Below are 20554 nucleotides of genomic sequence, written 5' to 3'. Positions count from 1 at the left end.
TCCGCCCGCGTCCGGCGCTTCTAAGGCTCTGCGGTTCTTCGTAGGTCGGGAGTGGGTCGGATGCGGTCGGCAGCGAGGCTCGGGGCGGTTCTGGTGGTGATGGGTTGCGCGGGGACGGCCGGTGCCGCGGAGACGCCCCTGACCGCGGAGGCGATCAACCAGGCGCAGTTCGCCGCAGGCCCGGCGGAGGGCGCCGCGGAGCCCGGCCAGCCCGCGTCCGACAAGGCGGAAGCGGGCCGCGAGGCCGCGAAGGAGACGGGCAGGGAGAAGGCCGCCGCCGAGAAGCGCCCCGACCCGCTGACGATCCGGACCCAGGTGCTGCTCGACCGGGCCGGATTCTCCCCCGGCGCCATCGACGGGCGCGAGGGCGACAACCTGCGCGGGGCCCTCGCGGGATTCGCCAAGGCCAAGGGTCAGGCCTTTTCGGGCCGCCTCGACGCCGCGGTGTGGCAGGCTCTCGCCGGCACCAGCACCGACCCGGCGGTGCAGCGCTACACCCTGACCGAGGAGGACGCGGCCGGCCCCTACGCCAAGGCGATCCCGCCGAAGATGGAGGAGCAGGCCGACCTGAAGGCGCTGTCCTACACCTCGCCGGCCGAGATGCTGGCCGAGCGCTTCCACATGAGCCGGGGCCTGCTCGAAGCCCTCAACCCGGATGCAGTGCTGACCAAGGCCGGCACGGTGATCACGGTGGCGGCGGTGCCGCCGATGGAGACCGGACGCATCCCGGGCAAGGAGTTGCCCGAGGCGCCGAAGGTCAAGCGGATCGAGGTCGACAAGCCGGCGCTCCAGGTCCGCGCCTACGGCGAGGACGGCGCCCTGATCCACCTCTACCCGGCCTCGATCGGCAGCGAGGAGAAGCCGGCGCCGAGCGGCACCCTGACGGTCGAGGGCGTCGCCTTCGACCCGACCTACACCTACAACCCGAAATACGAGTTCAAGGGCGTCGAAGCGAAGCGCAAGTTCACCATCAAGCCCGGCCCGAACAACCCCGTCGGTCTCGTCTGGATCGACCTCTCGGGCAACGACGGCTACGGCATCCATGGCACGCCCGAGCCGGAGAAGGTCGGCAAGACCGAGTCCCACGGCTGCATCCGGCTGACCAATTGGGATGCCCGGGATCTGGCCAAGCACGTCGAGCGGGGAGCGAAGGTCGATTTCGGGAAGTAAGGAAATTCCTGCTGAATGAATTCAGAAAATCGCGGGATCCCCTCTCCCGTATGCGAGAGGGGTAGGGGTGAGGGTGCTACGGTTCTGATCGAAGCTCAAACCGTACCGCTGCCAGCACCACGCTCAGCGTCTTACACTGAAGCGTGTCACCCTCACCCCTAACCCCTCTCCCACACGGGAGAGGGGAATCACGCCATAGTCTTGAACGTTGGACCCTGTCAGAGCGAACCCGATCAGGCCCCCTCGACCTCCCCGGCATCGCCCTCACCCTCGACGTCGGCCTCCGCCTCGCCTTCGCCCTCGATATGCTCGACCGATACGACCTTCTCGGTCTTGTCGGTGTTGAACACCGTGACGCCCTGCGAGGCGCGGCCGACCACCCGGATGTCGTCCACCGGAACGCGGATCAGCTTGCCGGCATCGGTCACCAGCATGATCTGGTCGCTGGTCTCGACCGGGAACGAGGCCACGAGGGTGCCGTTGCGGGCATTGACCTCCATCGCCTTGATGCCCTTCCCGCCGCGGCCGGAGATCCGATACTCGAAGGACGAGGTGCGCTTGCCGAAGCCGCGCTCCGACAGGGTGAGGACGAACTGCTCGGCCGCCCCCATGCTGATGTAGCGGTCCTGCTCCAGGTTGATCGCGGCCGCGGCCTCCTCGCCCTCGGGCTCGGCATCGGCCGGCAGCTCGATCGCCTCGCCGGTGGCGCGACGGTCGGCGTTGGCGCGCTTGAGGTAGGCCTGGCGCTCCTCGGGCGAGGCCTCGAAGTGGCGCAGGATCGTCATCGAGATGACCTCGTCGCCCTTGGCGAGGTTGATGCCGCGCACGCCGGTCGAATCGCGGCCCTTGAACACCCGCACGTCGGTGACGGGGAAGCGGATGCACTGGCCCGCCCCCGTGGTCAGCAGCACATCGTCGGCCTCAGTGCAGATCTCGACATGGACGATGTGGTCGCCCTCGTCGAGCTTCATGGCGATCTTGCCGTTGCGGTTCACCTGCACGAAGTCGGACAGCTTGTTGCGCCGCACGCTGCCCGAGGCGGTGGCGAACATCACGTCGAGCGTTTCCCAGGACGCCTCGTCCTCGGGCAGCGGCATGATGGTGGTGATGCGCTCCTTGCCCTGGTCGAGGGGCAGGATGTTGACGAGCGCCTTGCCGCGGGCGTTCGGCGCCGCCAGCGGCAGCCGCCACACCTTCTCCTTGTAGGCTTGGCCCTGCGAGGAGAAGAACAGCACCGGCGTGTGGGTGTTGGCCACGAACAGCCGGGTGACGAAATCCTCGTCGCGCATCGACATGCCGGCCCGGCCCTTGCCGCCGCGGCGCTGGGCCCGGTAGGTCGAGAGCGGCACCCGCTTGATGTAGCCGGCATGGGACACGGTGACGACCATGTCCTCGCGCTGGATCAGGTCCTCGTCCTCGACGCTGGAATCCCAGTCGAGGATCTCGGTCCTGCGCGGGGTCGCGTACTCGACCCGGACTTCCGCCAGCTCGTGCTTGACGATGCCCATGATGCGGGCGCGCGAGCGCAGGATGTCGAGGTAGTCGGCGATCTCGTCGGCGAGGCGCTTGAGTTCGTCGCCGATCTCGTCGCGGCCGAGCGCGGTCAGGCGTTGCAGGCGCAGGTCGAGGATGGCGCGGGCCTGGGTCTCGGACAGCCGGTAGGTGCCATCCTCGCGCAGGCGATGGCGCGGATCGTCGACCAGCGCGATCAGGGGCGCGATGTCCTCGGCCGGCCAGTCGCGGGCCATCAGGGCCTCGCGGGCCGAGTTCGGATCCGGCGAGGTGCGGATCAGCCGGATCACCTCGTCGATGTTGGCGACCGCGATGGCGAGACCGCACAAGACGTGGGCGCGCTCGCGCGCCTTGTTCAGCAGGAACTTGGTGCGGCGCGACACGACCTCCTCGCGGAAGTCGATGAAGGCCTGGATCAGGTCCTTGAGGTTGAGGAGCTCGGGCCGGCCGCCGTTCAGCGCCACCATGTTGCAGCCGAAGCTCGTCTGCAGCGGGGTGTAGCGGTAGAGCTGGTTCAGGACCACGTCGGCGACGGCGTCGCGCTTCAATTCGACGACGATCCGCATGCCGTCGCGGTCGGATTCGTCGCGAAGATCCGCGATGCCCTCGACACGCTTCTCGCGCACGAGGTCGGCGATCTTCTCGACCAGCGAGGCCTTGTTCACCTGATACGGGATCTGGGTGAAGATCAGCGCCTCGCGCTCCTTGCGCAGCTCCTCGACATGCGACTTCGCCCGCATGATCACCGAGCCGCGGCCGGTCATGTAGGCCGAGCGGGTGCCCGAGCGCCCGAGGATCGCGCCGCCGGTCGGGAAGTCCGGGCCCGGGATGATGTCGTTGAGGCCCTCGATGGTGATCGCCGGATCGTCGATCAGCGCGATGCAGCCGTCGATCACCTCGCCGAGATTGTGCGGCGGGATGTTGGTCGCCATGCCGACCGCGATGCCGCCGGCGCCGTTGACGAGGAGGTTGGGAAAGCGGGCGGGCAGGACCGCCGGCTCGTCCTTCGACTCGTCGTAGTTCGGGTTGAAGTCGACCGTGTCCTTGTCGATGTCCTCGAGGAGCGACATCGCGGGCTTGGCCAGGCGCGATTCGGTGTAGCGCATCGCCGCCGGCGGATCGCCGTCGACCGAGCCGAAATTGCCTTGGCCGTCGACCAGCATCAGCCGCATGGCGAAGTCTTGTGCCATGCGGACGAGGGCGTCGTAGATCGACTGGTCGCCGTGCGGGTGATACTGGCCCATCACGTCGCCGACGATGCGCGCCGACTTCACGTACTTGCGGTCCGGCAGGTAGCCGTTCTCGTACATGGAGTACAGGATGCGGCGATGCACGGGCTTGAGGCCGTCGCGCGCGTCCGGCAGGGCGCGGCTGACGATCACGCTCATCGCGTAGGCCAGGTAGGACTGGCGCATCTCGTCGGTGATCGAGACGGGCTTGATGTCGGTCGCGGGCGGGGGGGCGCCGGTCGGGTCGTTCTCTGCCAAGGTCTGTCTCTCGTCGCGGCCCGCGCGGGCTCACATCTCGCTGCCGGCAGGCTTAGCCGAATTCGCCTCCGAGCACCAGCCTGAAGGGCACCGGCGCAGGACGCGGAAGGCGAAGCAAATCAGCATCTTAGATGGGCGTTCCGGGGATGTTCCACAAGCCCGCACGACCCTGTGGACGAGTGTCCCGCGAAGTCGTTAGAGATTGGCAAAGGATGCGGGAGCGAGGGGACCGGAAACGAGGGCCCGCCCGCGCCGGGAGACCGCCATGGACCCCGTGACCCTCTGCAGGCCGGGCCCGGATCGGGAACGGACGCCGTGAGCGCGCAAGGGCGCTGGCCGGTGATCGCGGCCTTGGGCGTGACGCAGATCTTCGCCTGGGGCTGCAGCTACTACCTGCTGACGGTGCTCGGGCCCTCGATCGCGGCGGAGACCGGCTGGCCGCTGCCGTGGATCTTCGGCAGCCTCACCGCCGGCATGCTGGCGGCGGGCGCCGTCGCGCCCCTCGCCGGCCGCCTCATCGGGCGCCATGGCGGCCGGCCGGTGCTCGCGGTGTCGTCCGGCCTCCTCGCCACGGGCCTGACGCTCCTGGCGCTGGCGCCGAACCTGCCGGTCTTCGCCCTCGCCTGGCTGGTGATCGGCCTCGGCATGGGGTCGGGGCTCTACGACGCGGCCTTCGCCACCCTGGGGCGGCTCTACGGCGCCGATGCACGCCCGTCGATCACGGCACTGACCCTGTGGGGCGGCTTTTCGAGCACGCTGTGCTGGCCGCTCTCGGCCTTCCTGCTGGCGCATCTCGGCTGGCGCGGCACCTGCCTGAGCTACGCCGCCCTGCAGCTCGCCCTGTCGCTGCCGCTGATCCTCGGCCTGGTCCCGCGGGCGCCGCCGCGGCCGCTCCCGGCCCCCGGCACCCGGGCCGACATCGCGCTGACGCCCGGGGAACGCTCGACCTTCCTGGTGCTTGCGGCCGTGGCGACCTGCACCAGCGTCGCCACCTCGGTGATCTCGGTCCACCTGCTGACGCTGCTCCAGGACCGGGGCCTGACGCTGGCGGCCGCCGTCTCCCTCGGCACCCTGATCGGCCCGTCGCAGGTCGGCGCCCGGCTCCTCGAGGTCGCCAACCGCAGCCGGCACCATCCGATCTGGACGCTCACCGCCGCGGTGGCCCTGATGGCCGCGGGTCTCGTCCTGCTCTGGGCCGGTCTCGTCGCCCCCGCCCTGGTGCTGGTGATCTACGGCGCCGGCAACGGCCTCTACTCGATCGCCCGCGGCACCCTGCCCCTCGTCCTGTTCGGGCCCGAGCGCTATGCCGGGCTCCTCGGCCGGCTAGCCAAGCCGAGCCTCGCCACCCAGGCGCTCGCGCCGTCGGCCGCCGCGTGGCTTATCGCCCATCAAGGAGCCGATACGACGCTGGTCGTCCTGGCGGTCCTGGCGCTGGTCGACGTCGCCCTCGTCGGAATCCTGTGGCGCCTGCACCGCCGTGGATCGGCCGCGCCCCGGCCGATCCACGACGAAAAGCCCCTTCCGCAGGGCGGCAGGGGCTGAAGCGCAAAAAACCCCTCCCGCGGGGCGGGAGGGGTCGAGGTCCGAGCGCAGCGCGTTCCTGCTTTCCGCAACGCCGACGGTCAGTGGGTGGTGACGGTCTCCGCCGCGGCGGTCCGGCGCCGGCGCGGGGCGGGCTTTGCGGCCGCCTGCGCCAACTCGGTCACGGCCTTCACCGCGGCCTTGGCGGCGGGGGTCTCGGCGGCAACCTTCTTGGCAGCGGGCTTGCTGGCAGCGGGCTTGCGGGCCGCAGGCTTGCGGGCCGGCTTGGCGGCCATGTCCGCCGGGACGGCCTGCGCCTCGACGGCCTCGTCCGTGCCGGTCTCCCGCGCGACGACGGGCGCCTCGTTCGTGCCGCGCAACTCCTGCTCGGCCAGGGCCCAGTAATGCGCGTCGCGGCCGTGCCTGCGGCCGTCGCGTTCCCAAAGGGCGTAGGCCCGCTCGCGGATGCTGGTCTCGATGTGATCCATCCCGACCTCCTGTTGGTTCATGTGGGCGGACCTTCGCGAGTCATGGTTAAGGAAAGCCTAATCACCACTATCCCCAGTCGCGTGGACCCTCGACGGCGAGGGCGGCGGACCGGACCGCACTTGAGCGACGATCCGGCCCGCCGATGACACCGTCCGAGCGAAACCGGCAGGAACGGGGTGACCCGCGCACCCTGGACGCCTCACCCGCACCCGTCCTCGATCCAGGTTAACGGGCGGGCCATCTCCAGGGCAGCGGCGATGTAACAATGTTGCAATTGCCGGTCCGTCGGCCTAGGGGAGGCGCGGGATCGAGCGAGGGAACGGTACGATGCGCGGGTTGAGAATCGGGATGCTGCTGGTGGCCCTGGCCGGGTCCTTGAGCCTCGGGTGGAGCGCGCCCACGGCAGCGCAGTCCCCTCCTGCGGCGCCCGTCGCGGCCGAGCCCGCGAAAGCGGAACCGACCCGGGTCGTGGCGTCGTTCTCGATCCTCGGCGACCTCGTGCGTCAGGTCGGCGGCGATCGTGTCGCCGTCACCACGCTCGTCGGGCCGAACGGCGATGCGCACAGCTTCGTGCCGGCCCCGGCCGACGCCCAGGCGGTCGCGGCCGCCCGCCTCGTCGTGGTCAACGGGCTCGGCTTCGAGGGCTGGATCGACCGCCTGATCAAGGCGTCGGGCACCAAGGCCACGGTGGTGGTCGCCGCCAAGGGCGTCGTCCCGATCGAGGAGGACGAGAGCGGGCAGGAGCCGTCCCATGCTCACGGGCACGACCACACGATCGATCCCCATGCCTGGCAGAACGTCGCCAACGCCAAGCGCTACGTCGTCGCCATCCGTGACGGTCTGACCGCGGCCGACCCCGCCGGCGCGGCGATCTACGCGGCCAACGCGACGGCGTATCTCGCGAAGCTCGACGCCCTCGACGCCGAGATCCGGACGGAACTGGCGGCGATCCCCGAGGCGCGCCGGCGCATCGTCACCACCCACGACGCCTTCGGCTACTTCGCCAAGGCCTACGGGATGCGCTTCCTCGCCCCCCAGGGCGTGTCGAGTCAGAGCGAGGCCACCGCCCGCGACGTCGCCGCCATCGTCCGGCAGGTGCGCCGCGACAAGATCCCGGCGGTCTTCCTCGAGAACGTCTCCGATCCGCGGCTGATGCAGCAGATCGCCCGCGAGAGCGGCGCCAAGGCGGGAGGCCGGGTCTTCTCCGACGCCCTGTCCGAGCCCGGCGGCCCGGCCACGACCTATCTCGACATGATGCGCCACAACGTGCGGGAATTCGTGGCGGCGCTGAAGGCGTGAGGGTGGGGGCGACGGACCCGCGCCGGCTCCGTCGCCGCCCCTCCCTCTACGCGGCCGTCTCCGTCCCGCACCACTCGGCGACGAACAGGGCCATCGCGGTGGTGATGCGCTTGAGCGAGGCGAGGCTGACCCGCTCGTCGAAGCCGTGGATGTTCTCGCTCTTCGGCCCGTAGCAGAGCGCCGGCACCCGGTCGTAGAGGGCGTGGACCCGGGTATCGAGGTAGCCGGCGGTCATGAAGCTCTCGAGTGCGCGGCCGGTCGCCGCTTCGTGCGCGCGGCCGAGCACGGCTTCCGCCTCCGAGCCCTCGTCGAGCACGTAGCCCTCGGCGAAGAAGCCGTGGAAGCTGACGCTCGGCGGGCTGTTCGACAGGAAGGCGTCGTCGCGGGAAAACGCCGCCACCGCCGCCTCGATCTCGCGGGCGGCCTCCGCAGCGCTCACCCCCGGATAGAGCGCGATGCGGCAGTCGATCCGGCACCAGGCCGGCACCGAGGAAGCCCAGTCGCCGCCCTCGATCCGGCCGATATTGAGGTTGATCGGGTGCGCCTCGCCCTCGAAATGCGGGCGACCGGCCTTGTCGGCGTTCCACCTTTCCTCCAGCGCCCGCAGCGCGCCGATCACCCGGTAGGCGGCGTCGATGGCGTTGGCGCCGGTGCCCATCTCGCGGACATGGACCGGCCGGCCCCGGACCTCGACCCGGAACCACAACACGCCGGTATTGGCGCGCACCAGCATCTCCTCCTCGGGCTCGGGGATCAGCACCGCGTCGGCGCGGTAGCCGCGCAGATGGGTCATCAAGGCGCCGTTGCCGGTCGATTCCTCCTCCACCACCGATTGCAGCGTGACGGTCGCGGCGGGCTGGAGGCCGATGCGCCGCAGGGCATCGAGGACGAACAGGTTGGCGGCGTGCCCCGCCTTCATGTCGGCGCCGCCGCGGCCGTAGAGCCAGTCGCCCTCCACCACCGGCTCGAAGGCCGGGTGGGTCCAGAGGTCGGCGGGGCCCGGCGGCACCACGTCGACATGGGCCTGGAGGATCAGCGAGCGTCCGCGCTCCTCCCGCGGCCGGTGGATGCCGACGACGATCGGCGCCTCGGAATGCTCAGGGCTGAACCGGGCGCCGCCGGGATGCGCCTCGATCTGCGCCCGGTCCATGGCGAAGCGGTCCATGGCGTAGCCCCGGTCGCGAAAGCTGCGAAAGACGAAATCCTGGATCGCCTGCTCGTCGCCCCGGATCGAGGGAAAGCGCATCAGCGCCTGGGTGTGGGCGATCTGCTCGGAAAAGCCGTCGGCCACGGCCGTGATGATGCGGTCGCGCAGGGCGGGGTCCAGGGGCATGCGGGGCTCCTCTGAGGGCGATCCCGTCATAGCCCGGGAAGCGGCGGCGCACCTATGCGCGTGGTGCGCGCCGCCTTGCACGGTCCGATCCCCGCCCTGGACGATAGGGGCGGGGATGGAGGTCTGATACCCAATCCGGAGGATCACTTCCGGATTGGGTATCACAAGCCCGCGCGGCGCTTGAGCGAAGCCGATTTCCGCGTCGCGAAGCGATCAGGCGGAAATCATACGAGAAGGCTCGGCGCTACGCGCCCAGCCGCCCGATGATGTGGTCGGCCACCCGCAGCGAGTTGGCGATGATCGTCAGGGTCGGGTTCACGGCGCCGATCGACGGGAAGAAGCTCGCATCGGTGACGTAGAGATTGTCGAGCTCGTGCGCCTTGCAGTCGAGGTCGAGGACGGAGGTCGCCGGGTCGGTGCCGAAGCGCAGGGTCCCGGCCTGATGGGCGGTGCCGCCGATCGGCACGTCCTTGCCGAGATAGAGCGAGCGGTCGAACAGGTGCGGATGGATCTCGAGCCTGGAGCAGAGATTGCGCAGCTTGGCCTTGAGCCGGTGCAACGCCTCCTCGTTGGTCTGCGTGAGATCGAGCCGCACCTTGCCGTTCTCGTAGAAGATGCGGTTCTGCGGGATGGGCAGGTCCTCGGTGGTGAGCCAGAAATCGAGGGAATGGGCGGCGATCCAGTCGAACGGCTTTTCCGGGAACCATTGCAGGAAGCCCGGCAGGCCCTCGCCGCGGATCTGTACCCCGTCCGACTTGCCGACCATCTGGATGTGGCCGAGGGGATAATCCCAGTCGTCGGCGCCGAAATAGAAGTCGTTGAGGCCGAGCGTCTTCTGGAACCGGGTCGGGTTCGGGGTGCGGGAGATGGCCAGCACCGTCGAGTTGTTGTGCCGCATGTAGTTGCGGCCGACCTGGCCCGACCGGTTGGCGAGCCCCTGCGGGTGGGCGTCGCTGGCGGAGCGCAGCATCAGGAGCGCCGAGGAGAGCGCGCCGCAGGCCACCACCACGATATCGCCGGTGAACACCTCGGTCGCGTCGCCGCGCTTGACCTCGACGCCGGTGACCGTCCGGCCGGCCGGATCGGTCAGCAGCCGGTCGACATAGGCGTTGGTCATCAGCGTGAGGTTGTCGTGCGCCGCGAGCGCGGGATCGACGCAGGTGACCTGCGCATCGGCCTTGCCGTTGGTGATGCACGGGTAGCCGTCGAAGGCGTCGCAGCGGATGCAGGCCGAGTGCGGCAGGGGCTTGCCGTCGCGCTCGTCGAGCCGCACCCCGACCGGCAGGTGGAACGGGTGATGGCCCTCGCGCTTCAGCCCGTCGAACAGCTCCTGGATCCGGGGCTCGTGGGTGATCGGCGGGTAGGCGTAGGGTTTCGAGGATGGCGGCTCGGTCGGATCCTCGCCGCGCTGGCCGTGGACGTAGTAGAGTTCCTCCGCCGCCTGGTAATACGGCTCGAACACGTCGTACTTCACCGGCCATTCCGGCGAGATGCCGTCCGGGTGGCGGATTTGCCCAAAATCCTTCTCGCGCAGGCGGAGCAGGACCGAGCCGTAGACCTTGCTGTTGCCGCCGACGAAATAGTGCAGGCCGGGATGGAAGCTCGACCCGTCGGCGCCGTACCAGGTCTCCGGCGCCTGGTAGCGGGCATCGACGAAGACCGCCTGGCTGTCCCAGTTCTCCCGCTCCCGCGGCAGGTAGTCGCCGCGCTCGAGCAGCAGGATGCGCTTGCCGGTCTGGGCGAGCCGCCACGCCATGGTGCCGCCGCCCGGCCCCGACCCGACGATGACGACGTCGTAGTGCCGGTTCTCGCTCATCGGTGGGTCCCCTCGTCCGCGAAAAAGCCGCGGGATGACGCAGGGCCGGTCGACCGTGCGAGGCGGATATGGCGGGGCTGGCGCGAAGGTCGAGCCGCCCCACTTAGCTTTTCGCACATGCGAAACTGGGCAGCGAGGTCACGGGCGGATGGCAACCTTCAGCATCGCGGTCGCGTTCGGGGTCAGGCTCCTCCTGGTGATGCTCTTCCTGCCGTTCAGCGCGCTGGACAAGATCTTGAACTTTCGCGGGGCGGTGGGGCAGGCCCGCCAAGCGGTGCACGCGACGGCCCCGGCCACGGCGCTGATCCTCGCCGGCCTGTTCGTCGAGATCGTGATGTCGCTCGGCATCCTCACCGGCATCGCCGACCGCTTAGCCGCCTTCGTGCTGGCGGGCTATTGCGGCGTCACGGCGCTGCTCTGGAAGCAGTTCTGGAAGCCGGGCGATTTCTGGTCCGGCGGCAAGGGCCGCGAGCTTTTCTGGGATTTCTGGAAGAACCTCGCGCTCGCCGGCGGGTTTCTGCTCGTCACCTTCGGCACCGGGGCGGCGACGGTCGAGACGTTCGTCTCGCACCCTTTCGCCTCCTCGAAGCCCTACAGCCTCAGCGAGACCGCCCGATGAGCGACGAGACGCCCAAAATCCCCTACTGGCACCTCTGGGCCGATGCGGACGGGATCAGCCACCAGACGCGGTGCGCCTTCACCGAGTTCGAGAAGAAGTCGATGTCGCCGCCGGCCCCGCCGCAATGGCAGGGGCAGAAGACCCATGACGGCGCCACCGTGTTCGTGACCGTGCAGCCGGTCGGCTGGACCGGCGACTGGCACCCGAACCCGAAACCGCAATGGATCGTCCCGCTGTCGGGCCGCTGGTTCGTCGAATCGATGGACGGCACCCGGGTCGAGATGGGGCCGGGCGAGATCTCGTTCGGCGAGGACCAGAACGTCCGCGAGGTCGACGGAAAGAAGGGCCACCGCTCCGGCACGGTCGGGGACGAGCCGGCGGTGCTGATGATCGTCCAGTACGATTCGGCGCCGACCACCGACGCGGCCTGCCGGTTCCGGTGACCGCATGGACGGGTTCGAGATCCACGACGAGCGCTTCAAGCACTACGTTCTCGCCAATGCGCCGCTCGAAGAGCTGGGCTCCGGCTTCCGCTGGATCGAGGGCCCGGTCTGGATGGGCGACGCCGACTGCCTGCTGTTCCAGGACCTGCCGCGCAACCGCACCATGCGGTGGATCGAGGGTGCGGGCTTCTCGGTCTATCGCGCGCCCTCGAACTACGCCAACGGCCAGACCCGGGACCGCGAGGGCCGTCTGATCGCCTGCTCGCATCGCGGCCGCTGCCTCACCCGCACCGAGTACGACGGCACGGTCACGACGCTGGTCGAGCGCCATGCCGGCAAGCGGCTGAACGCGCCCAACGACGTGGTGGTGAAGTCGGACGGAACGATCTGGTTCAGCGACCCGGTCTACGGGATCTCGAACGACTACGAGGGCGGGCGGCAGACTTCCGAGCAGCCCCCGGCCCTCTACCGCTTCGATCCGCGAACGGGCGAGATCCAGGTGATGGCCGGCGATTTCGACGGGCCGAACGGCCTCGCCTTCTCGCCCGACGAACGCCGGCTCTACGTCGCCGAGACGGGAGACCAGTCGAAGCCGGACCCGCGCCAGTACATCCGGGTCTTCGACGTCGCGCCCGACGGCGCCTTGTCGGGCGGCGACATCTTCCACAAGATCGAACCGGGCTATTGCGACGGGATGCGGGTCGACGAGGACGGCAACGTCTGGTCGAGCGCGGCCGACGGGGTGCATTGCATCAGCCCGGAGGGCAAGCTGATGGGCAAGATCCTGGTGCCGCATCCGGTCTCGAACATCACCTTCGGCGGGCCGACCAAGAACCGCCTGTTCATCGGCGGCTCGCACACGCTCTATTCCATCTTCCTCGACCGGCGCGGGGTGCAGACCCCGTGAGCGCCGCCCGCCTGCAAGCCCTGCGTCTCGCCCGGATCGCCCTCGCCGCCGCAGACCCGGACGGGCTGGCGGCGTTCTACCGCGCGGCTTTGGGCTTCACCGACGCCGAGGCGGCGCCGGGCGATGTCGTGCCCCTGCGCCTCGGCGAGCAGCGTCTCGACCTCGCGACGGCGGCGCCCGCCGGGCGGCCCTATCCGGGCGACGTACCGGGCTTCAGCCCGCTCTTCCAGCACTGCGCCATCATCGTCGCCGACATGGCGGCGGCCCATGCCCGCCTGTCGGCGCATCCGGGCTGGCGCCCGATCTCGACCGACGGCCCGGTGCGGCTGCCCGCCGCCTCGGGCGGCGTGACGGCGTTCAAGTTCCGCGACCCGGAGGGCCATCCCCTCGAATTCCTGGCCTTCCCGCCGGACGCGATTCCGCAAGCCTGGCGACGGCCGGGAGCGGCCGATCCGTGCCTCGGTCTCGACCACTCGGCGATCTCGGTCGCCGACACCGCCCGCAGCGTCGCGTTCTACGAATCCCTCGGGCTCTCCGTCGTATCGCGCTCGCTCAATACCGGTCCCGAACAGGCGCGCCTCGACGCCGTGCCCTCCCCGACCGTGGAGGTGACGGGGCTGGGCTTCCCGGACGGGCGGCCGCCGCATGTCGAGCTCTTGTGCTACCGCGGCGAGCATCCGCGGACCGTCTCCGACCTCGCGATCGGCGACGTGGCGGCGACCCGGCTGGTGATCGCGATGGCCGACGCTGAGGGTCTCGCGGCCGCCCGCGCCGCCCATGCCGACCGGCTCGTCCCGGCCGAGCCGGTATCTCGATCCGCCATGGGCGGTGGCACCCTTCTGCGCGACCCGGACGGACATTTCGTGATGCTGACGTCCAGGTGAGGCGAGGGCCCGCCCCGGCAGCGGCGCCCTACGCCTCCTGCCGGTGCAGCACCACGTCGAACCCCTCCTCCGGAGCCGGCGGCACGAAGTAGCGGGTGAACAGGTCGAATGCCGCGTCGTCCACCGTGAATTCGTGCGTGCCGGCGGCGTTGCGGGCGCGCAGGCGCGCCTTGCACAGCGCGTCGTCGGCTTCGAGGTAGTGGAGCCGATGCGCCACCTCCGCCTCGTGGACGATCGTCCGCATCCAGGCCCGGCTCTCCGGGGTGTTCGCCGGACAGTCGAGTACGACGGACAGCCCGGCCCGCAGCAGCGCGACGAGGTGCGGCGCCATCACGCCGCGCAGGCGCCCGGCGTTGCGGACGTAGTCGGCGAGGCTGTTCTGCTCGCCCGGATAGAGCCCGGCGAGCCACTGGTCCTCCCGGACCAGGATCGTCGCGGGCTCGGCGGCGAGGCGGGCCGCGAGCGTCGATTTTCCAGCGGAGATCTTGCCGCACAGGAGGTGCAGCACTGCATCGGTATCGAACATGACGGAACAGACCTTCCGGGCGCCAAGAGGCACCACCAGCACTTCACGGGATCGCGGACAGCCGAAACCCGGCCCGACTCATCGGGCCGGGTGGGTAATTCGGTGCGACGACGCGACATGAAGAGGGACAGTCATGGTCGGGATCGGGGCCGTGATCGACCCCCAGGGGTCAAGCGGTGAGACGGCGTCAGGCCGCCAGCACCCGGCGGGACAGCGGCGCCGACGAGCTCGGGATACCGGCCCGCTGCAGGGCGATCTCGGCGCCCCGACGCGACTGCTTGAGGGCGACGAGGGCCGACCAGCGCATCGCCACCTCGTGGCGGGCGGCGAGGCGCCCCGCCGCATCGTAGCGGCGCCAGCCGCAGCGCGCCTGGCCCGCCGCGTCGGTCTCGTCGTAGGTCTCGTAGCGGGCCACCAGGGCACCGGCGGCGTCGAACTCGTCGTGGTACCAGCGCACGCCGTCGAGCGGGGCGCCGCGGCTACGCGACCCCCGGATCACCAGACGATGCTCGACGGGTGTGCGGAAGATCGTCTCGAACACGGGCGGCTGAAACAGCATGACCGTCGATACCCCCTACGTATCGTCGCCGGAACGTTTCTTGGAGACAGGGTGCGTTGCAGCATAACCGGCGTCAAGAGCGTGGCGCCGCGGCGGACGATGCGATTGCGGCCCCGACGGGTGCTCCTTTGGTCCAAGGTGCCCTAGCTTTCGCGGCGACGGGGCAACGCGCGACAGGATGGTGGCGATGGAGGGTGGGACGCGGCGTGGCGCGGGGTTGCTCGTTGTGGCCTGGCTCGCGGGACCGGGAGCGGCCCTCGCGGGAGAGGGCGATTGCGTCGATTACGGCGCCCTCGGTCCCGGTCCGAGCCTCGGCACGGTCAAGGCCGGCGAGGCCCGCGTTTCCTTCGTGCAGGGCGCGTCCGACCGCAAGGGATGCCCCGGGCCCGATCCGGCCTGCCGCGAGAAGGCGTTCGTAGTGCCGGGCAACACCGTGATCCTCGGCGGCACGATGCCGGGCTACGTCTGCGCCACCTATGTCGGCAAGGCGGGCGCGGTGCGCTCCGGCTGGCTGCCCGCGGGATCGGTCGACCGCGCGCCGGAGCCGCCCGCGCCCGGCCCGACGGACTGGACCGGCACCTGGACGGCCCCCGAGCAGACCCTCGTCATCCGGCCGGGCAGGGCCGCCGGCACGCTCTCGGTCAAGGGCGATGCGACCTACGGCGCCCTCGACCCCGACCGCGTCCGCCGCGGTGCCGTGAACATGGGCAGCGTCGAGGGCACGACAGCCCCGAGCGGAGCGTTCCTCGCCTTCACGATGGGAGACGGGGGCACACTGCCCTTCGCCGCCGGCGAGCCCGGCGATTGCCGGATTCGCCTCAGGCTGCTGCCGCCCTTCCTCCTTGCCGAGGACAACACGTCCTGCGGCGGCATGAACGTCAGCTTCACGAACGTCTACCGTCGCACCAAGCCCTGATTCCGAAATCCCCGCGAGAGCAAGGAGCGCCCGATGCGCCGCCACCGCCACGCCAAGATCGTCGCCACCGTCGGCCCGGCCAGCAACACGCCGGAGCGGCTGAAGGCCCTCTTCCTTGCCGGGGTCGACACCTTCCGGCTCAACTTCTCGCACGGCACCCACGACGACCACGCCAAGGTCCACGCCGCGATCCGCGCGCTGGAGCAGGAGACCGGCCGGCCGATCGGAATCCTGCAGGATCTGCAGGGCCCGAAGATCCGCATCGGCACCCTGCGGGGGGACAAGTTCGACCTCGCCACCGGCGACCGCATCCGCTTCGTGCGCGACGGCCGGGAGGGCGGACCGGACGCGATCCCCCTGCCCCACCCGGAGATCTTCGCCGCCGTGGCCCCGGGCCAGGAACTCCTGATCGACGACGGCCGGGTCCGGGTGCGGGTCGCGGGCGTCGACGACGACGCGATCGACGCGGACGTGGTGGTCGGCGGGCCGATCTCCAACCGCAAGGGCGTCAACCTGCCGGGCACGGTGCTGGCCCTCTCGCCGCTGACCGAGAAGGACCGGCGCGACCTCGCCTTCGGACTCGATCTCGGGGTCGACTGGGTCGCGCTGTCCTTCGTGCAGACCCCCTCCGACGTGATGGAGGCGCGCGGGCTGATCGCCGGCCGGGCGGGGCTGATCGCCAAGATCGAAAAGCCCTCGGCGCTCGACCACATCGAGGACATCATCCGCATCGCCGACGGGGTAATGGTGGCCCGCGGCGATCTCGGCGTGGAATTGCCGCCCGAGGACGTGCCGGGGCGCCAGAAGGAACTGGTGCGCGCCTGCCGCCGGGCGGTGAAGCCGGTGATCGTGGCGACCCAGATGCTCGAATCGATGGTGTCGGCGCCCTCCCCCACCCGGGCCGAGGCCTCGGACGTCGCGACCGCCGTCTATGACGGCGCCGATGCGGTGATGCTCTCGGCCGAGTCGGCGGCGGGGCGCTACCCGATCGAGGCGGTCTCGATCATGGACCGGATCATCCGCCGCACCGAGCAGCACCGGCTCTACCGCTCCCTCGTCCGGGCGAGCGAGCCGGAGGTCGAGGACAGCCCGCCCCACGCCGTGGCCGCCGCGGCCGCGACCCTCGCCGACGCGATCGAGGCGGCGGCGATCGTCGCCTTCACGTCGAGCGGCACCACCGCCGCCCGCATCGCCCGCAAGCGCCCCAACGTGCCGATCCTGGCGGCGACCTCCGACACGGCGGTGTCGCGCCGCCTCAGCCTGTACTGGGGCGCGCATTCGGTGCTCGGCCCGGAGATCGACTCCTACGAGGCGATGGTCGACCGCGCCGCGGAGGTCGCCGCCCAGGAAGGGTTCGCGCAGGCCCCGGACCTCGTGGTGGCGGTGGCCGGCATCCCGTTCGGCCGGGCGGGGACGACCAACAACCTGCGGGTGGTGGAGTTGGGGCGGAAGGCGAGCGGGGTATAGGCGAGCTCAGTCACTCGACAGAAATCACAACAACCAACGAAACGATCGCAAAACCGTCGCGATCAATTCCTCCTTCCACCACCTCATCCTGAGGTGCTGGCGATCGGCGATCGCATTCGACCGCAGGAAGCCTCGAAGGAGGGCTCCAGAGATCTCGGAGGTTTCTCTGGAGCCCTCCTTCGAGGTCAGTCGATCTTCGATCGACTAACACCTCAGGATGAGGTGAGAGGGTAGGAGATTCGGCCTCTACGGGAACCGGGACGCTGATGATCAGGCACCCGCCCCCTTCCCTCCGCGACCGTCCGCCATTCCCAAAATGTTCGGACGAGGACAAGTTGTGTGCGCGGCATCGGCCTGCTACGCTGCGTTATCCCGATCGGATACCGCCCATAAAGACACACCCAGGAGGGCCCGGCCATGCGCACCCTCGTCGCCCTGATGACCCTGCTCGCCGTCGGCCAGGGCGCCCTCGCGGCCGGCAGCGGCGACCGGGAGGCGGCCCGGGCGGTGATCCGGCGCCAGCAGGACGCCTTCCGGCAGGACGACGCGGCGACGGCCTACGCCCAGGCCGCGCCCGCCATCCGGTCGATCTTCGGCACGCCCGAACTGTTCATCGGCATGGTCCGGCAGGCCTACGCGGCGGTCTACCGCAACCGCCGCTTCGAGTTCGGCACCGACGAGGAACTGCCGGACGGAAGCCTCGCGCAGGGCGTGCGGATCCAGGACCAGGACGGCACCGACTGGGAGGCGCTCTATACCCTGGAGCGCGACGCGGACGGGGCGTGGCGGATCACCGGCTGCCGCCTGCGCAAGGCGCCCGGCACCAGCGCCTGAGCCGCGGGCTGACGCGCGGTCCGGATTCGTGTAGGGCCTGCCGTCGGCCTCAGGACTGATCACCGTGCTCCATGTTTCGACCCGCGGCGCCGCCGCGCCGCTGACCTTCACCGACGCGCTGCTGGCGGGGCTCGCCCGCGACGGCGGCCTCTACATCCCGCAGAGCTGGCCGCAGATCTCCCGCGAGACCATCGCGGGTCTCGCCGGGCGGCCCTACGCGGAGGCGGCCAAGACCGTGCTGTCGCCGCTGGTCGACGGCGAGATCGCGCAGGCCGATTTCGACCGGATGATCGACGAGGCCTACGCGACCTTCCGGCACCCGGCGGTCTGCCCGCTGACCCAGCTCGGCGACAACCTCTTCCTGCTCGAGCTGCATCACGGCCCGACGCTCGCGTTCAAGGACGTGGCGATGCAGCTGCTGGGCCGGCTGATGGACCACGCGCTGAAGGCCAAGGGCAGCCGCGCCACCATCGTGGGTGCCACCTCGGGCGATACCGGCAGCGCCGCCGTCGAGGCGTTCCGCGGCCTCGACAACGTCGACGTGTTCATCCTCTACCCCCATGGCCGGGTGTCCGAGGTGCAGCGCCGGCAGATGACCACGGTGGATGCCGGCAACATCCACGCGCTTGCCGTCGAGGGCACGTTCGACGATTGCCAGGCGATCGTGAAGGCGCTCTTCCAGCACCCGCGCTTCGCCGACGAGGTCCGGCTCTCGGGCGTCAACTCGATCAACTGGGCCCGGGTCGCCGCGCAGGCCGTCTACTACTTCACCAGCGCGGTGGCGTTGGGCAGCCCGCACCGCCCGGTCTCGTTCTCGGTGCCGACGGGCAATTTCGGCGACATCCTGGCCGGCTGGGCCGCCAAGCGCATGGGCCTGCCGGTCGGCCGGCTGATGATCGCGACGAACGCCAACGACATCCTGACCCGGACGCTCGCGACCGGCTCCTACGAGGTGCGGGGCGTCGCGCCGACCACCTCGCCGTCGATGGACATCCAGGTCTCGTCGAACTTCGAGCGCCTGCTGTTCGAGGCGCTCGACCGCGACGCCGCGTCCGTCAACCGGCTGATGGCCGGCCTGAAGCAATCGGGCGCCTTCACCCTCGACGAGCGGACCCTGGCGCGCATCCGGGCCGAGTTCGACGCGGCGGCGGTGCCCGAGGACGAGGTCGTCGCCGAGATCCGCGACGTCTACAAGGGCACCGGCCAGATCATCGATCCCCACAGCGCCATCGGCGTGCGCGCCGCCCGTAAAGCGCTCGCCGAGGATCCGGCGACCCCCGTGGTGGCGCTCGCCACCGCGCATGCCGCCAAGTTCCCGGATGCGGTCGAGGCCGCGACCGGCGTGCGCCCGGCCCTCCCGCCGCATCTGGCGGATCTCCTGGAGCGGCGCGAGCGCTTCACCGTGCTGCCGAACGACGAGGCGGCGGTGGAGCGGGCGATCCGCGAGCGCGCCCGCATCCTGAGGAGTGCCGCATGAACCAGCATTTCGCGACGCTCGGCGCCTCGCCGGACCTCAAGATCACGCGGCTCGCCAACGGGCTCACCGTCGCCACCGAGGCGATGCCGGGAGTCGCCACAGCGACCCTCGGGGTCTGGGTCGGGGCGGGCTCGCGCAACGAGCGGCCGGAGGAGCACGGGCTCAGCCACCTCATCGAGCACATGGCGTTCAAGGGCACGGCGACGCGCTCGGCCCGCCAGATCGCCGAGGACATCGAGAATGTCGGCGGCGAGATCAACGCCGCCACCAGCGTCGAGCAGACGAGCTACACCGCCCGGGTGCTCGGCGAGGATGCCGAGGTCGCCCTCGACGTGCTCGGCGACATCCTGACCCGCTCGGTCTTCGAGGCCGGCGAGCTCGCCCGCGAGAAGGGCGTGATCCTGCAGGAATACGCCGCCGTCGAGGACACCCCCGACGACGTCGTCTACGACGCCTTCACGGAGGCCGCCTTCCCCGACCAGCCGATCGGCCGGCCGATCCTCGGGCGGCCCGAGACGATCCAGAGCTTCGACCGCGCGGCGATCGAGGCCTATCTCGCCCGCGAATACACGCCGGGCCGGATGGTGCTGGCCGCCGCCGGTGCCGTCGAGCACGACGCCATCGTGGCGGCGGCGGAAAAGCATTTCGGCGCGATGCCGGCCAGCGAGGCGCCCGAAGCGGTGCCCGGGCAGTATCGCGGCGGCGAGCGCCGGATGAAGCGCAAGCTCGAACAGGCCAACCTGGTGCTCGGCCTTCCCGGCCTGTCGTTCCGCGACGACAGGTATTACGCCACCCACCTCTTCGCCCAGGTGCTCGGCGGCGGTCTGACCTCGCGGCTCTGGCACGAGGTGCGCGAGACCCGGGGGCTCGCCTACGAGATCCACGCCTTCCACTGGCCGTTCAGCGATTGCGGCCTGTTCGGCATCGGCGCCGGCACCGCGGGCTCCGACCTGCCGGGCCTCGTCGACGTGACGCTCGCCTGCCTGCGCGACGCCGCCGACACCGTGGACGAGGCCGAACTCGCCCGGGCGAAGGCGCAGCTCAAGGTCGCCCTGCTCTCGGCGCTCGAGACCCCCGGCGGGCGCATCGAGCGCACGGCGCGCCAGCTCCTCGCCTGGGGCCGGGTGATCCCCGCCGCCGAGGTGATCGCCAAGGTCGATGCCGTGACGACCGACGACGTGCGGGCCGCCGGCCGAGCGCTCATCGCCGGGGCGCCGACCCTGGCGGCGATCGGCCCGATCAAGACGCTGCAGAGCCTCGACACCGTGGGCAAGGCGCTGCGGGGAGCCTGACGC

At 70.5% G+C, this 20554-nt stretch carries 18 protein-coding genes; 12 read left to right on the top strand and 6 right to left on the bottom strand.

All coding sequences use genetic code 11. The annotated features are described in order from the left end of the window. Nucleotides 1-60: 60 nt before the first annotated feature. Nucleotides 61-1170, top strand: a complete 1110-nt coding sequence (locus miv_RS03820) for a L,D-transpeptidase family protein (RefSeq protein WP_207181524.1) — start codon at nucleotides 61-63, stop codon at nucleotides 1168-1170. A 233-nt stretch (nucleotides 1171-1403) separates the two neighbouring features. On the opposite strand, the gene gyrA is transcribed toward miv_RS03820, so the two are convergent. Continuing rightward, complete coding sequence (gyrA, locus tag miv_RS03815) at nucleotides 1404-4169, bottom strand: DNA gyrase subunit A (RefSeq protein ID WP_207181522.1); 2766 nt, start codon at nucleotides 4167-4169, stop codon at nucleotides 1404-1406. 315 nt (nucleotides 4170-4484) lie between these two features. On the opposite strand from gyrA, the gene miv_RS03810 reads away from it, so the two are divergent. Continuing rightward, nucleotides 4485-5711 (top strand): MFS transporter, encoded by a 1227-nt coding sequence (locus tag miv_RS03810; RefSeq protein ID WP_207181520.1) that lies wholly within the window; start codon nucleotides 4485-4487, stop codon nucleotides 5709-5711. Nucleotides 5712-5791: 80 nt separating this feature from the next. On the opposite strand, the gene miv_RS33680 is transcribed toward miv_RS03810, so the two are convergent. After that, nucleotides 5792-6178, bottom strand: a complete 387-nt coding sequence (locus miv_RS33680; protein ID WP_207181517.1) for a DUF2934 domain-containing protein — start codon at nucleotides 6176-6178, stop codon at nucleotides 5792-5794. A 328-nt stretch (nucleotides 6179-6506) separates the two neighbouring features. Between miv_RS33680 and miv_RS03800 the strand changes: the two genes are divergently transcribed. Next, nucleotides 6507-7478: a metal ABC transporter solute-binding protein, Zn/Mn family gene (locus miv_RS03800; protein ID WP_244748853.1), complete on the top strand. Its 972-nt coding sequence runs from the start codon at nucleotides 6507-6509 to the stop codon at nucleotides 7476-7478. Nucleotides 7479-7524: 46 nt separating this feature from the next. Here the strand turns inward: miv_RS03800 and miv_RS03795 are convergent, their stop codons facing one another. Then, entirely contained in the window at nucleotides 7525-8811 is a 1287-nt protein-coding gene (locus tag miv_RS03795; RefSeq protein ID WP_048431130.1) for an ArgE/DapE family deacylase, read from the bottom strand. A gap of 244 nt (nucleotides 8812-9055) precedes the next feature. Further along, on the bottom strand, nucleotides 9056-10627 hold the full coding sequence (locus miv_RS03790) for a GMC oxidoreductase (RefSeq protein WP_207181515.1): 1572 nt from the start codon (nucleotides 10625-10627) through the stop codon (nucleotides 9056-9058). A gap of 148 nt (nucleotides 10628-10775) precedes the next feature. On the opposite strand from miv_RS03790, the gene miv_RS03785 reads away from it, so the two are divergent. Genes miv_RS03785 through miv_RS03770 form a run of 4 tightly spaced genes read left to right on the top strand, consistent with a single transcriptional unit; the run spans nucleotide 10776 to nucleotide 13480 of the window. Further along, nucleotides 10776-11246, top strand: a complete 471-nt coding sequence (locus miv_RS03785; RefSeq protein ID WP_207181512.1) for a DoxX family protein — start codon at nucleotides 10776-10778, stop codon at nucleotides 11244-11246. After that, on the top strand, nucleotides 11243-11689 hold the full coding sequence (locus miv_RS03780) for a cupin domain-containing protein (protein WP_058618065.1): 447 nt from the start codon (nucleotides 11243-11245) through the stop codon (nucleotides 11687-11689). The genes miv_RS03785 and miv_RS03780 overlap by 4 nt, the downstream gene beginning before the upstream one ends. Before the next feature lie 4 nt (nucleotides 11690-11693). Beyond that, a complete protein-coding gene (locus miv_RS03775; protein WP_207181510.1) occupies nucleotides 11694-12596 on the top strand; it encodes an SMP-30/gluconolactonase/LRE family protein in 903 nt (300 codons plus the stop codon). Then, entirely contained in the window at nucleotides 12593-13480 is an 888-nt protein-coding gene (locus miv_RS03770; protein WP_207181508.1) for a VOC family protein, read from the top strand. Before miv_RS03775 ends, miv_RS03770 begins: the two co-directional genes overlap by 4 nt. A 28-nt stretch (nucleotides 13481-13508) precedes the next feature. Here the strand turns inward: miv_RS03770 and miv_RS03765 are convergent, their stop codons facing one another. Continuing rightward, a complete protein-coding gene (locus miv_RS03765; protein WP_048426777.1) occupies nucleotides 13509-14006 on the bottom strand; it encodes a P-loop nucleotide/nucleoside kinase family protein in 498 nt (165 codons plus the stop codon). Nucleotides 14007-14193: 187 nt separating this feature from the next. Then, complete coding sequence (locus miv_RS03760) at nucleotides 14194-14565, bottom strand: hypothetical protein (protein ID WP_048426776.1); 372 nt, start codon at nucleotides 14563-14565, stop codon at nucleotides 14194-14196. 187 nt (nucleotides 14566-14752) lie between these two features. Here miv_RS03760 and miv_RS03755 point away from each other — a divergent pair, with 187 nt between their 5' ends. The 5 genes from miv_RS03755 (at nucleotide 14753) to miv_RS03735 (ending at nucleotide 20551) form a co-directional block, all read left to right on the top strand. Beyond that, a complete protein-coding gene (locus miv_RS03755) occupies nucleotides 14753-15481 on the top strand; it encodes a hypothetical protein (protein WP_207181506.1) in 729 nt (242 codons plus the stop codon). Nucleotides 15482-15514: 33 nt separating this feature from the next. Further along, nucleotides 15515-16948: a pyruvate kinase gene (gene pyk / locus miv_RS03750; RefSeq protein ID WP_058618059.1), complete on the top strand. Its 1434-nt coding sequence runs from the start codon at nucleotides 15515-15517 to the stop codon at nucleotides 16946-16948. Between the two features lie 417 nt (nucleotides 16949-17365). Further along, complete coding sequence (locus tag miv_RS03745; protein ID WP_048426773.1) at nucleotides 17366-17782, top strand: DUF4864 domain-containing protein; 417 nt, start codon at nucleotides 17366-17368, stop codon at nucleotides 17780-17782. Between the two features lie 64 nt (nucleotides 17783-17846). Next, a complete protein-coding gene (thrC, locus tag miv_RS03740) occupies nucleotides 17847-19259 on the top strand; it encodes a threonine synthase (protein ID WP_058618058.1) in 1413 nt (470 codons plus the stop codon). Then, nucleotides 19256-20551 (top strand): M16 family metallopeptidase, encoded by a 1296-nt coding sequence (locus tag miv_RS03735; protein ID WP_207181504.1) that lies wholly within the window; start codon nucleotides 19256-19258, stop codon nucleotides 20549-20551. The genes thrC and miv_RS03735 overlap by 4 nt, the downstream gene beginning before the upstream one ends. The last annotated feature ends 3 nt before the right edge of the window (nucleotides 20552-20554 follow it).

The organism is Methylobacterium indicum (assembly GCF_017347565.1).
Classification (GTDB): domain Bacteria; phylum Pseudomonadota; class Alphaproteobacteria; order Rhizobiales; family Beijerinckiaceae; genus Methylobacterium; species Methylobacterium indicum.
This window is presented reverse-complemented; position numbering and strand designations above follow the sequence as displayed.

Excerpts from the sequence above, each read along its gene's own strand:
- miv_RS33680 (WP_207181517.1), bottom strand. The coding sequence starts at position 6,178 with ATGGATCACATCGAGACCAGCATCCGCGAGCGGGCCTACGCCCTTTGG.
- miv_RS03760 (WP_048426776.1), bottom strand. The coding sequence starts at position 14,565 with ATGCTGTTTCAGCCGCCCGTGTTCGAGACGATCTTCCGCACACCCGTC.
- pyk (WP_058618059.1), top strand. The coding sequence starts at position 15,515 with ATGCGCCGCCACCGCCACGCCAAGATCGTCGCCACCGTCGGCCCGGCC.
- miv_RS03800 (WP_244748853.1), top strand. The coding sequence starts at position 6,507 with ATGCGCGGGTTGAGAATCGGGATGCTGCTGGTGGCCCTGGCCGGGTCC.
- miv_RS03795 (WP_048431130.1), bottom strand. The coding sequence starts at position 8,811 with ATGCCCCTGGACCCCGCCCTGCGCGACCGCATCATCACGGCCGTGGCC.
- miv_RS03755 (WP_207181506.1), top strand. The coding sequence starts at position 14,753 with ATGGAGGGTGGGACGCGGCGTGGCGCGGGGTTGCTCGTTGTGGCCTGG.
- miv_RS03745 (WP_048426773.1), top strand. The coding sequence starts at position 17,366 with ATGCGCACCCTCGTCGCCCTGATGACCCTGCTCGCCGTCGGCCAGGGC.
- miv_RS03790 (WP_207181515.1), bottom strand. The coding sequence starts at position 10,627 with ATGAGCGAGAACCGGCACTACGACGTCGTCATCGTCGGGTCGGGGCCG.
- miv_RS03735 (WP_207181504.1), top strand. The coding sequence starts at position 19,256 with ATGAACCAGCATTTCGCGACGCTCGGCGCCTCGCCGGACCTCAAGATC.
- miv_RS03820 (WP_207181524.1), top strand. The coding sequence starts at position 61 with ATGCGGTCGGCAGCGAGGCTCGGGGCGGTTCTGGTGGTGATGGGTTGC.
- miv_RS03765 (WP_048426777.1), bottom strand. The coding sequence starts at position 14,006 with ATGTTCGATACCGATGCAGTGCTGCACCTCCTGTGCGGCAAGATCTCC.
- miv_RS03785 (WP_207181512.1), top strand. The coding sequence starts at position 10,776 with ATGGCAACCTTCAGCATCGCGGTCGCGTTCGGGGTCAGGCTCCTCCTG.
- miv_RS03780 (WP_058618065.1), top strand. The coding sequence starts at position 11,243 with ATGAGCGACGAGACGCCCAAAATCCCCTACTGGCACCTCTGGGCCGAT.
- miv_RS03775 (WP_207181510.1), top strand. The coding sequence starts at position 11,694 with ATGGACGGGTTCGAGATCCACGACGAGCGCTTCAAGCACTACGTTCTC.